Below are 13034 nucleotides of genomic sequence, written 5' to 3'. Positions count from 1 at the left end.
CGTTTACGCTTAGGGTTAGGGTGGGGTAAAAATATTTTTGCAAGAGGTCTAATAAGGACTTAAGTCCTTACTACGAACTTTCTTATCTATCAATTTAAACTTGACACAGGAGTAGGAGGAGTTACATTTTCCCATGAGCGACTGTTTTGGATTATGGGTTTGCGACTAACTTAATTCCCAATCCCTATAATCCCCGATCCCCAATATAATTACTTACGCCCTATGCTCCTTGTACTTTATGCCTTTTTGTACTACTTATGTTTTAAGGTCATCCCCAGCAGTATTTTTTAAATAAATAATGACAGGCTCTCCTACTCCAGATAATCAACCTCCGTCTAATTCCAACAGACGCTTCTGGTTCCTGCTATTAAGTCGTACTGGTATAACTCTTGGTGTGATTTTGCTAGTTGGAATTGCAGGAGGTGCTTGGTGGGCTTGGATGTTTATCAACAAGAAATTAGTACCATTAGTAGAAACTAATCTTGAGCAATTACTCGGACGACCTGTGCAAATAGGAAAAGTCGAAGATTTTTCTTGGAATAGCTTGCGGTTTGGCTCATCATCAGTTCCTGCAACCTCCACTGATCCAGATAATGTTGAGATTAAGGCTGTTCAAGTACAATTTGATCCTTGGCAAGTAATCCAAAACCGGACTTTAAAGCTAAATGTAACTTTAGTCCAGCCTGATATTTATATTGCACAAGATCAACAAGGTCGCTGGGTGACGACAACAATTAAGTCTAATCCTGAAGAACAGGCTGGTTTGATTCAAACGGAATTAGAAAGAATTCAGCTTCAAGGTGGTGATATCACTCTACAACCATTTTCTCAAGCGAAAAAACCTAAAGCTGCTGTAGGATTTAATCAAGTCAACGGCTCGGCTCGCTTCTTAGAACGAAATCAACTAATTACTTTTAAAATCAACACTACACCCGTCAATGGGGGCGATTTACAAATTGTTGGCAATACACGCCCCAGTACAGGAAAAATTAACCTGAAGATTAATGCTGCTGATTTGTTAGCATCTGATCTGTCTAGGTTAGTGGAGACGCCAGTGGATATACAAGCTGGTCGTGTCGATGGTGACTTAACAGTTCAGTTACAACCTAATCAGCCAGAAATCGCCCTGTTTGGAAGCGTGGGATTAAATCAAATTACTGCACAAGTTGCGAACATTCCCACAAAAATTTCTAACACCACAGGTCAATTGAATTTCCAAAATCAACAGATTGCTCTCGAAAATCTGACTACACTGTATGGCAGTGTACCAGTGCAAGCTCAAGGGACAATCAATACTCAAACTGGGTATAACCTTACAGCACAGGTGAAGCCAGTTAACCTCAAGAATGTTTTAGATTCTTTAAATGCAAAATCGCCTGTACCTGTAGCTGGTACAGTGCAAGCAAATATCAAAGTGCAAGGTTCCTTACAAAAACCCATCGCCACCGGAAATATTAGTACAGTCAAAACTGCTCAAATTGACCGCCTCATTTTTAATCAAATCAGCACTAACTTACGGCTAACTCCCAATGAGTTAGTTCTTGCTGACATTCAAGTTATTCCCAATATTGGAGGTAAAATTACTGGTAGTGGTCGAGTTGCTCTAGGAAATCAAAATAGAGTTGCTTTTAACTTGCAAGGGCAAAATTTACCAGGAGATGCGATCGCCAAAACCTACGAAGCCTCACCCCAAATTAAAATTGGCAATGTAGCGGTAAATACGCAAATTTCTGGTATTCCTAGTAACCTCAAAGCAGTAGCTCAGGTACAAGCACCTGCTGCTACCTATCCGGCGAGATTAGAAGTTGCGATCGCCAGTAACAACTCTGGAGTCATTAGGCTACAAGATGCGGTTGCCAAAATAGCAGGAGGTACAATCACAGCAAAAGGACAGCTTGTACAAAAACGCTGGCAAGGTGTAGTTGACGCCAATAACATTCAGCTAGATAATTTTGCTCAAGTGCCGCCCCAGTATCGAGAGGGAGTTGTCAACGGTGAATTTAATTTAGCTGGTACTACTGATTCTTTTGAGCTTGCTAATATTCAAGCCACAGGTCAGGCGAGACTCAATTTAGCTGAAAGTACTGTCAATCTCAGAAATATTCAGCTTAATAATGGTAATTGGCAGGCAGTAGCAAATGCTTCTCGAATTCCACTGAGTCGTGTTGCCGAAAATATCCAAGGTCAAATCGCTAGTGCTAACTTACGCCTATCGGGAACAACTAACTCTTTCGATCTTGACGATATTCAAGCTGCGGGACAGGCAAGTGTAAACGTAGCATCAGGCACATTAAACCTAAATAATATTCGCCTCAATAATGGTCGCTGGCAAGTAGTTGCCAATGCTGATCAAATTCAACTTGATGCTTTTTCTGAAACTTTACGCGGTCAACTCAGTGGTCGAGTCGGCTTAACGGGGAGTGTAGCATCATTTGGGCCATCCGCCATTCAAGCTAATGGACAAGTGCGCCTGTCTCAAGGTTTAGCTCAACTCCAACAACCACTAACTGCCCAATTTCAATGGAATGGTGAGCAGTTACGCATTATACAAGCAACTGCACCGGGTTTGAGGGCTGCGGGTACGGTGGCGATCGCATTTGAAGACACAACCACACCACAAATCCAAAACTTCAACTTGGATGTACTAGCACAGAACTACAACTTGCAAACCCTGCCTTTGAATTTACCTGAAAATGTCGCGATCGCAGGTACACTTGATTTCGATGGCACAGTCAAAGGTACTCCCAGCACTCCCATTGCTTCTGGTAACATCCAACTAGAGAACTTTAAAGTTAATCAACTGGCATTTGATCCAGTGTTAACTGGTCAGGTAAATTATCAACCAGAACAAGGAACCCAACTGCAACTGCAAGGTAGACAAGATCAAATCGCCTTGAACCTTGACCCTAACTATCGTCCTACTTCATTTTTAGTCAGACGTGATGGTACTGTTGCCACTGGTAGAAGTCAAGGAGACAATCTCTTAGTTAATCTGCGAGACTTTCCTTTATCTGTAGTAGAAGGTTTTATTCCTAGCGGTGCGAAAAATTTTGGCCCTGTGGCTGGAAATGCTTCAGGTAACTTTGTCATTAATTTATCCGAGTCTACCGTTGCAGGTAATGTGAATATAACTCAGCCTAAAATTGGTAGACTTAACGCCGATGAATTTCGTGGTCAGATTGGTTTTGCTGATGGTGTTTTCAGTTTATCAGAAGGCGAATTGCGACAAGGTACAGGTCGTTACTTACTTAGTGGTAAACTCCCAACAACAGGTAATCAGCCATTAAATTTTCAACTCAGCTTTGACCAAGCCAGAATCGAGAATATCTTATCAGCGCTGAATATCTATGATATTTCAGATATTGGCACTGGTTTGCAGTCTCCAAATTTAGCTGGTGCAGAAGTACTGACTACCACCCCTGTTGGTCAACCTAATGCATCTTTGCCAACACAATTAGAGTTATTTAATAAAATTTCAGCTTTAGTAGCACAACAAAAACAGCAACAGCAACAGGCACGAGTACCAACCTTAGCAGAATTAAGCGGCCCAATTAACGGACAAATTCAAGTTACAGGTACTTTGCAATCAGGATTGAATACTAGTTTTAATTTGACAGGTTCTAATTGGGTGTGGGGTGATTACAAAATCAATGAAGTTATTGCTAACGGAAGTTTGACAGATGGTGTTGTCAAGTTACAGCCTCTACGGGTAAATTTAGATGGGTCACTTCTTGCTTTTAGCGGACAGTTGAGTCAAGAACAACTATCTGGACAAGCGCGAATCGAAGCATTACCAGTAGCACTCATTAAGCCTTTCATACCAGATCTACCTGTAGAAGTTACAGGAAATTTTAATGGACTTGTGACTCTAGCAGGTAGTTTGAAAAATCCTACCGCTATTGGAGAAATAGCGCTGGTGGATGGAAGTGTTAATCAGCAATCTATTCAGACAGCACAAGTAAGTTTTAACTATAATAATGCTCGCTTAAATTTTGGCAGCAATATCTCAGTCACGGGAACAGGTACAGAACCAGTAGACATTGTAGGTAGCATTCCGTTAAGCTTGCCTTTTGCCACAATCAAACCAGATAGTGACCAAATTAACGTTAATGCCTACGTAGAAAATGAAGGTTTAGCAATCTTAAATGCCTTGACCAACCAAGTCAATTGGGTTGAAGGTCAGGGAAATGTAGATATTGAAATTAGTGGTACGTTGCAGCAGCCCAACACTACTGGTATTGTCACACTGAGAAATGCAACTTTGAAATCACCAAACCTCTCCCAACCATTGACAAATGTCACAGGAACAATCAGATTTGCAGGCGATCGCTTCAATGTTGAAGGTCTCCAAGGAAAATATAGTCGGGGACAACTAATAGCATCAGGTATTTTACCTATTTTTGCCACTCAAAACGCCCTACAGTCAGCACAGACTAATCCTCTGACTGTTGTCTTAGACAACCTCAACCTGAATCTATCAGAATTATATGCAGGGGGAGTAAGTGGAAATGTGGTAATTAGAGGCACAGCACAAACTCCCCGATTGAGTGGAAATGTGCGACTCCAAAATGGTCAGATATCTTTAAAACAAAATGCTGAGACTTCTCAAACCACAGGTGCAACACCCGCAAAAAATTCTGTAACAAATAACGAGATATTTCTAGAAAAACCAGATCTTACAATTACAAATACTCCCCCAAGCCAGCCACAAGAAACAGCCAATTCTTCCCCTTCTTCCAGTTCAACACCCATCAATTTACCTATAGAATTTGCAGATTTCCGCGTCATCCTCGATAACGATGTACGCGTCATTCAAGAACCACTATTCAGCTTTGTCACAAAGGGAGATATTACCCTCAACGGAACTTTAGCTAATCCCCGTCCTCAAGGAGTGATAAATATTAAACAAGGTCAAGTCAATTTATTTGTGACTCGATTTACCCTAGCGCGTGGTTATGATCAAACCGCCACATTCACCCCTAAACAAGGATTAGACCCGATTTTGGATGTGCGACTAGTCACATTAGTTCCGCAATATAACAGTAGTCGATCTACTACCACACCCACATCGAGCGAGATCAATGATTCTTCTCCCAACGCCTTGGGTACTTTTAACACCGTTCGCATCGAAGCCAGTGTTCAAGGGCCAGCCAGTAAATTATCTGAAAATTTACAACTAACTAGTGAGCCTAGTCGGACAGAAGACGAAATTGTTGCTTTATTAGGAGGTTCTTTTATCAATGTCTTTGGTCAAGCTGATGCAACCAGCATCGGTATTGCGACTCTAACTAACTCCGAGATATTTGCAAACTTTCAAGGCAGAATTAGTCAAATTGCTGAGGCGATCGGTTTAAGAGAATTTCAGATTTTTCCCACCATCCAGCCTACTGCAAGCGGAGAAAGTTCAGTACTGAGTTTAGCAGCAGAAGCAGCAATTGGTATCTCTGACGATATTTCTTTTTCAGTATCACGAGTTTTTTATGGCAACGAATCCTTCCGTTACAACTTGCTTTATGAACTCAGCGATCAACTAGTCATAAGGGGTTCGACAAATTTAACTGATGAAAGTCGAGCGGAAATTCAATTTGAAACAAGATTTTAACCTCTTCTGTCACTCTCCGAAAATAAAACATTTCCGAGACCATTCTATCCATCTGGAAAATAAGGTTTAAATTCATGATATCAACTAGTTGTGAACTACCCAACACCGACCCTATCAGGTACGGTGTGGGCTTCCCAAGTAAAACCGTTACTCACTTGCTGTTTCTACAGCCGTGGTAGATTCTGGGATGGGATTCGTGGATGAACCAAAGGCAACCCGTAAAAAAGGTGGAGCCAGGAAAGTTGTCAAAATTACCATGATAATAATCGATACCTCCAACGGCTTATCCAAAATGCCGCTAGCAGAGCCGATACCGGCAAACACTAGACCCACCTCTCCTCGCGGGATCATCCCAACCCCGATCGCCACTCGATTGATGCCGGGTTGTCCAAACACTGCCCAACCTGTGATCAGCTTGCCGATAATCGCCACCCCCATCAAAAAGACAGCAATCAATAGTCCTGCCCGATTCTCCGGTACCGCAGGGTTCAAAACACCGAGGTCGGCACGCGCTCCCACCGTCACAAAAAAGATGGGTACCAGTAAATCGGCGATTGGTTTGATTAATTCATCTAACTCGTTCCGGGCATCGGTTTCATCAAGCACCAAACCCGCCGCAAAGGCACCCAAAATCGCTTCGAGATGAATGGCGTTACCTAAAAATGCCATAAAGAAAGCGAAGATGAATGCTGGAATCACAATATTTCCACGGGTTTTGAGCTGCTCTACGATCGCCACAAAACTTTTGTTAAAGACACCCCCCAATAAAATTGATCCAATCAAGAATGCCGTAGCACTGACAATCAAGTAAATAACATTGGCGACATCAATCTCACCGGTTTTGGCTAAGCTGGCGACTACAGCCAGGACAATAATGCCGAGGACATCATCAATCACCGCCGCGCCAACAATGATTTGCCCTTCTTTGGATTTGAGTTGACCTAACTCTGACAACACTTTAGAGGTAATGCCGATACTCGTTGCCGTTAACGCGGCCCCTGCAAAAATCGCTGGAATGGCTGCTACATGAAAGAGCATCATTAACCCTGCCGTGCCTGCTGCAAAAGGTACCGCGACTCCGACACAGGCGACAACCGTGGCTTGAATTCCCACTTCCTTAAGTTGCCGCAGATCGGATTCCAGTCCAATTTCAAACAGCAAAATAATCACGCCGATTTCAGCTAGAACCGAAATCACTTCACTTTGCGACTCAAAGATCCGGGTCAGCGCATCCGGTGCCAATTGATTCAATCCTTGCAGCGCTGTCATAATCACCGAGTCAGAGGCAGACAGCCCCCCTTCAGGAAAGATCACCAGGTGCAAGGCCGAAACGCCGACAATCACACCGGCGACCAGTTCCCCCAGGACGGGCGGAAAATCCAATTGCCTAGCGACCTCTGCGCCGAACTTGCTGGCCAGATAAATCACCACCAGCGTCAGCAATACGCCAGACAGAATAATGGGTGAATCCTCAGCAACAACGGTTGCCAGGAATGGTATCGGAGCCATGAGAGCGGACATCCCACTAAAAGGAGGCAGAATGTTGGACAAAATCATGAGTTTAAAGCAATGAAGGTTAAGGGTTTGAGGAAGTTATAAAACTGCGGGGGGAAGGACTTCTGCGCCAGGGTCAACGTCCTGCGGACACAAAACACGGTTACTCAAAAGCCGAGGTCATGACCTCGGCTTTTGGGGTCTGCTTCGTCTCGATCAACAGCCGTCTGACCACAGAAACTCGCACTAATGGCTCGCTTGTTCCTTTTATGGCGCGTCGTTTCGACTCAACAGCCGTCTGGTCCACAGAAAGTTCTCCCGTAGAGTACCTCTGCTTCACAGATATAGATAATGCCCGCATAATCGTTGAAAAACTTGATTGCGACGTGATCCGCAATCTTCTCTGCCATCTCCCGATTTTCGGTGAGTACCTCGAACTTTACATTTGAATCGGTGTCGGAAACGTTGGGTTGTCCCGACGAGCGCACGTTGCGACTGCCTTTACCGCCAGTTTCCAGAACCGTATAACCCGTCGCCCCGCATTCATCAATGATCTTGGCGACCTTTTTCATCAGAACCTTTTCTGTGATGATGACGAGCTTGTTGGCTTTCTTGCTCATGTTTGTTACCTCCTTACACACATGTATATTGATCTAATTGGTCTACCGGGTCAAGGGAGAGCCGACAGACCGTGACCCGTCTGGGGTTAGCCGCCGATCGCCTGGGCCAGACCGATGAAGAAAGGTATACACAAGCCGATCGCAATTGGCGTACCGACGGCTGTAGACGCGCCTATATAGGCGGAGGGATTAGCCGACGGGATACCGGCTCGCAATGTGGGTGGTCCTGAGATGTCGGAACTAGAGGAAGCGATGACAGCCAGAACCACGACACCGCCCATGCTGAATCCCACCAATTCGTGGGCAATCATGCCGAGACCGAAGGCGATTAAACCATGCAAAAACGGTGCCACCACACTATACACGACGTACCATTGGGCAACCTTACGCAGTTCGCCAATTCTTGACCAAGCTTCCATACCCATGACCAGCATCAAGATCGAAAGCAAGCCACGAAAGGCGGGATCGTAGAAACCTTTATAGACACTTTCTGGTCTGGTAAAGATACCAAGAGCGAGACCGAGCAACATTGCCGATAGGGCAGGACCCCGGAGGCTTTCCTCGATGATCGGCCATATCTTGACCCGATTATCCGCATCTCCCTTCTGCTGGCTGCGGTACTCCTGGCGGGTGCTGGGATAATCTTGCTGATCGGGATAATCGCCAGCCGCAACAGTCTGCACAGTAGAGTAGGCTGCTTCTTTACGCTTCTTCTTGTTGAGGTAAATGTTGGCGATAACAATTGCAGTTACGAGGGCGGGGATATCCATGAAAGGATAGAGTGCGCCAGCCCATGGCTCGTATGCCATCTTTTGTTCTTCCAGTACTGTCAGGGCGGCAGCCATAGTAGAGCCACTCACCGCACCAAACAAACCCCCGGTGGCGATCGCATCAACGACTTTGACCTTTGGCAGCTTGGCTAACGTATAGCGCGCGATGAATACGATCGTAATCCCTGTTATTACAGCAAAGAGCATAGGAAAAAGCATAGCCCCCAGGTTGGAATTGCGGATCGCAATTCCACCGGTTAGACCGATTTTGGTGAGCAGCATGAAGACGATGATCGAACAAATCGCCTCTGGAATTACCAATTCGCTACCAAGAGCAGCAATAATCATCCCACCAATCAAAAACGCGAGTGTTGGGGACTGCAACTGCTTAACAAAGTCCATGAAAAATAAGGACAAAAAATCCACGAATACCTCCTTATGACTCCTCTGACCAGGATTATTGCAATAAATGAACTAAGTGAACTCTAAAGAGTTAAAGAGAGTAAGAGTAAGGCACTTCACCCTTACAACACAGCAAGACCGTTTCATTCGTAATTAAATGTATTTTGTCAATATCATTGGCGATAAATCTCAGGGCAAAATTCATAAATTTTTGACTATCTTCATGTCTAAAATTGAATGCCAAGCTCGTTTTTGATATCCTGAACCCTTGCATTTTCAAGCATTTTAGGGAATGAAACAGCCCTGCTACAACACAGGTGTTGCACGAGAACCTATAGACAGGGCTTACGGTCATTGCCCCCGTCGGTTCAGAGATCAAAGTTGGGATACCGCCAAACAGGGCGGCAAAAAAGCCGCCACAAACTGCCCCATAGAGTCCACCGAGGGCCCCCACCCCCAAAGGCCAGAGCCAGGGGTAATGAGACAACAGCAGTCGTGACACCACCTAAGATATCGCCCCCAACGTTATTAAACTGGATGAGACTGGTGATTGCTATCATTGAGGTAAATGAACGGTTGATCTAACGAAATAGAACCGACCCATTTCATAGAAAGGATGGGTTATAGATAAAAGTCGGCTGGAGAATGGAATCTAACATCTGCGATCGCGCACTCAGAAAAGTCTCAACAACAGACTGCCGAGAATGATTGCCGAGCGACTTCAAGCTCTGAAAAACTAAATCGTAATAGTTAAATCATTTGGATATTTTTAACTGTACGCTACTTCGGGTAGTAATACTTATATAAGTGATCAAGAAAAAAGTTTTTGTATGTATAGAAATTCTTCTATGGTTTTTAGATCACTGACACCGCGAAGCCAGGGGTCGGGGGCAGCAGCCCAACTCTAGATTACCAAGTTAATGTTTTGTTACTGTAGTGGAAAATTTCGGTGCCTACCTACTTAAGTAAATCACAATAGGGTTCCCCAAAATTATAAACGCTGACGGAAAATAACAATTGCTTCAACGTTGGTCAGCTGATATCTTGCACCTAGCTCTAAATTAAAATTTGGGCTTCAAGCTAAAGTTGGTTTTTAACCAACTGGCTAAGGTTTTAACCCTTTTTAACGAGTTTAAGCATAGATGAATACCGACAACTTTGCTGACTTGAATCTAGACACAGAGGCTAAACGCTTAACTGAGGAAGCGTCATCCTCAACTCTGACTGATGAACAGTATCGGCAAAAAATGCAGCGACGCAAGCAGGTGCAAGACCAACGCATAGAAAAAGCAATTCCAGACAAAGGCTTAATAATAATTCACACTGGCAATGGTAAAGGAAAAACAACCGCAGCCTTGGGAATGATACTGCGATCGCTCGGTCATGGATACAAAGTGGCGATCGTCCAATTTATTAAAGGTGCTTGGGAACCCTCAGAAAAAAAGGTTTTCAGCCTTTGGCCAGATCAATTAGAATTTCACGCCATGGGTGAAGGCTTTACCTGGGAAACCCAAGACCGCGATCGCGATCTTGAAAAAGCACAAGCCGCTTGGCAAAAAGGATTAGAATACATCCGCAACCCAGAATTTAAGCTAGTGCTATTAGATGAAATCAATATTGCCATTAAACTTGGATATTTGCGTTTAGAAGAAATTTTGTGGGGTTTAGCACAAAAACCAGCCGATAATCACGTTATTCTTACAGGCAGAAACGCACCTCTAGAGTTGGTAGAACGTGCTGATTTAGTCACAGAAATGACATTGGTAAAACATCCCTTTCGTGACCAAGGTGTAAAAGCTCAACCAGGAATTGAATTTTAGCGAGCATCCTATTTGCCTGGAAAATTTTTTGGCAAATAAACAAAAACTACAAACTTTTGTCCCAATTTTTGCCAAGATAATATTATTTCCCTAAAAGTCATTTGGCAAAAATGGGCATGAGTGAAAACAAAATAGAATACTATGGCAAAGGATACCTAGTTCTGCTTTTGCCAATATCGTTTTTAATAATTTTCCTGGTCGCAACCTGGCGAATTTGGCTGGCGTTAATATTTCTGGGGTTAGCTATCAGCATCTGGCAGCGCTATCAGTGGCAAAAATGGTGTCTGGAAGTGAACCCGATGTTTAACCAGTTAATTCGGGAAAATGAAGGCAAAATTACCCCAATGGATTTAGCAATTAAGGGGAATTTTTCTGGAGAAACGGCAAAACGCTATCTGGATACAAAGGTAGCAGAATTTGCTGGCAGTGTTGTTAACTCTAAAGAGGGTGGTAAGGTATATTACTTTATTACTGCTGGTACTCTCGGCAGCATCTTTGATAGTAGCGAACCAGTAAAAGAACTTCCTCATCCAAAGAATACAAAGGATAATAAAATGATGGAATCTTTACTGGCACCACCGCCTTCGCAACCACAGCAAGTAGAACCAGAAACTGAAACTCCACCACAGACACATCAAGAAGAAGTTAAACAACCATTAGAACAACAATTAATTTTCGGTTCTCTAATTCAATCGGAACTAGCGAAGCGTCTCAACGTGTATTCTAGTACTGTATACAAAAGAAGAGATGACCCAAACTTTTCTGAATGGAGTCGCAGCAAAGATCCAGATGGTATAGCTTGGAGTTTTTCACCAAGAACTAAGGAGTTTTTCCCTTTGGAAGAACAAAATACCTAAAGAATGAAGGGTGAAAAGTATAACTGATAACTGCTTACTGATAACTGCTCACTGACCACTACCTACTGCTTGGGAAATGGAATTTAATCTTGTTTGTTCTAACTTAGCAAGCAGTCCTTCGAGAATACCACGGATCATCAATGGGCCAGAATAAATCCAGCCTGTATAAACTTGGATCAGACAAGCACCAGCAGTAATTTTCTCCCAGGCGTCTTCTGAGGTAAAAATACCACCGACGCCGATGATCGGTATTTTCCCTTGAGTTTGCTGCCAAATAAACCGAATGATCTCTGTGGAGCGATCGCGCACTGGCGCACCACTAATTCCACCCGCTTCTGCTTGTGGTGATTTGCCTGTTTTGGCAATCACCTGTGTTTTAAGCCCATCACGGCGAATAGTGGTGTTAGTAGCAATGATTCCTGCCAATTGATAAGTTTGAGCTAGGGAGATAATGTCAGCGATCGCTTCCCACTCTAAATCCGGCGCTATCTTGACAAAAATAGGCTTATGTGCGTCATTCTCTGTTTGTAATGCTGCCAAAATTGAACTCAGCATCGTTGCATCTTGGAGCGATCGCAAACCTGGTGTATTGGGAGAAGACACATTCACTACAAAGTAATCTCCCAATTCTTTGAGTAGGCGAAAACTATTGAGATAATCTTGGGCTGCTGCTTCTAATGGCGTTATCTTAGATTTGCCCAAATTTATACCTATAGGTATGGTTGGAGCGAATTGCTGTTTACATTTTGCTAACCGCGCCGCCATAGCAGCAGCTCCACTATTATTAAAGCCCATGCGATTGAGAGCAGCTTTATCTAAAGGTAAGCGAAATAAGCGGGGACGAGGATTACCCGGTTGAGCAACAAAAGTTACAGTTCCAATTTCTGCAAAACCAAAACCAAAACTCGACCAAATACTAGTAGCAACGCCATCTTTGTCAAATCCAGCAGCCAAGCCAAGGGGGTTGGGGAAATTGAGCCTAAACAGGGTTTGTTCGAGACGTTTATCAGTAACAGACAAAGAATTTTGTAAGCGTTTGACGATCAAACTAGCAGGAGGGCGATCGCCATTGTTTGCTAGCCAGCTAAGACTGCGAATTGTTGAATAGTGCAGCCATTCTGGATCTGCATCGAGCAGATCGAAGAAGAACGGACGAATTAAAGCTTGATAAATATCCAAATTTTGCTTGATTTGAAGTATGGTTGGTTGTTGTTTGCAACTGTGATCTGGGCATCTTATATATTAGCAAGCTATGTTTAACGGTAATCAGATGAGGCAGCAACAAAAATTTACAGCCGCCGAACAACAAATCATTTCTTTGGGACGAGTTCTGCAAAGTCTCAGGGAAGAAGATAATATTGATGGTCTGATTGCAACTACAATTTCTTATCTACAAGATCAGTTTGCATACAGCCTGATTAAACATCTCCAAAATAGTATATTTTGTGGTAAAAGAACGTCAATAGAAG

Annotated in this window: 8 protein-coding genes and 1 pseudogene; 4 read left to right on the top strand and 5 right to left on the bottom strand. The window is 43.6% G+C overall.

Annotation, left to right across the window (positions count from 1 at the left end; all coding sequences use genetic code 11):
• Nucleotides 1-298 precede the first annotated feature (298 nt).
• Complete coding sequence (locus tag AC5JMK_RS05765) at nucleotides 299-5602, top strand: translocation/assembly module TamB domain-containing protein (protein ID WP_096677854.1); 5304 nt, start codon at nucleotides 299-301, stop codon at nucleotides 5600-5602.
• Nucleotides 5603-5749: 147 nt separating this feature from the next.
• On the opposite strand, the gene AC5JMK_RS05760 is transcribed toward AC5JMK_RS05765, so the two are convergent.
• From AC5JMK_RS05760 to AC5JMK_RS05745, 4 genes and pseudogenes are all read right to left on the bottom strand, one after another.
• A complete protein-coding gene (locus AC5JMK_RS05760; protein ID WP_495909619.1) occupies nucleotides 5750-7111 on the bottom strand; it encodes a cation:proton antiporter in 1362 nt (453 codons plus the stop codon).
• A gap of 272 nt (nucleotides 7112-7383) precedes the next feature.
• Nucleotides 7384-7716: a P-II family nitrogen regulator gene (locus AC5JMK_RS05755; RefSeq protein WP_096677856.1), complete on the bottom strand. Its 333-nt coding sequence runs from the start codon at nucleotides 7714-7716 to the stop codon at nucleotides 7384-7386.
• Between the two features lie 86 nt (nucleotides 7717-7802).
• The gene (locus tag AC5JMK_RS05750) at nucleotides 7803-8912 is read right to left on the bottom strand and encodes a sodium-dependent bicarbonate transport family permease (RefSeq protein WP_495909618.1); all 1110 of its coding nucleotides are present in this window, start codon (nucleotides 8910-8912) and stop codon (nucleotides 7803-7805) included.
• Between the two features lie 322 nt (nucleotides 8913-9234).
• Nucleotides 9235-9448: pseudogene (locus tag AC5JMK_RS05745) on the bottom strand (SulP family inorganic anion transporter); the annotation flags it as partial.
• A gap of 582 nt (nucleotides 9449-10030) precedes the next feature.
• Between AC5JMK_RS05745 and cobO the strand changes: the two are divergent.
• Together cobO and AC5JMK_RS05735 are read left to right on the top strand one after the other, a co-directional pair.
• On the top strand, nucleotides 10031-10708 hold the full coding sequence (gene cobO / locus AC5JMK_RS05740) for a cob(I)yrinic acid a,c-diamide adenosyltransferase (protein ID WP_495909617.1): 678 nt from the start codon (nucleotides 10031-10033) through the stop codon (nucleotides 10706-10708).
• A 116-nt stretch (nucleotides 10709-10824) separates the two neighbouring features.
• Nucleotides 10825-11565, top strand: coding sequence for a hypothetical protein (locus AC5JMK_RS05735; RefSeq protein ID WP_096677860.1), 741 nt, complete (start codon nucleotides 10825-10827; stop codon nucleotides 11563-11565).
• 48 nt (nucleotides 11566-11613) lie between these two features.
• On the opposite strand, the gene AC5JMK_RS05730 is transcribed toward AC5JMK_RS05735, so the two are convergent.
• Nucleotides 11614-12744: a quinone-dependent dihydroorotate dehydrogenase gene (locus AC5JMK_RS05730; RefSeq protein ID WP_495909616.1), complete on the bottom strand. Its 1131-nt coding sequence runs from the start codon at nucleotides 12742-12744 to the stop codon at nucleotides 11614-11616.
• Between the two features lie 91 nt (nucleotides 12745-12835).
• Here AC5JMK_RS05730 and AC5JMK_RS05725 point away from each other — a divergent pair.
• Nucleotides 12836-13034, top strand: a 199-nt coding sequence (locus AC5JMK_RS05725; RefSeq protein WP_495909620.1) for a hypothetical protein, incomplete at its 3' end; no start/stop codon positions are given.

The sequence above is a fragment of the Pelatocladus sp. genome (assembly GCF_059505505.1).
This window is presented reverse-complemented; position numbering and strand designations above follow the sequence as displayed.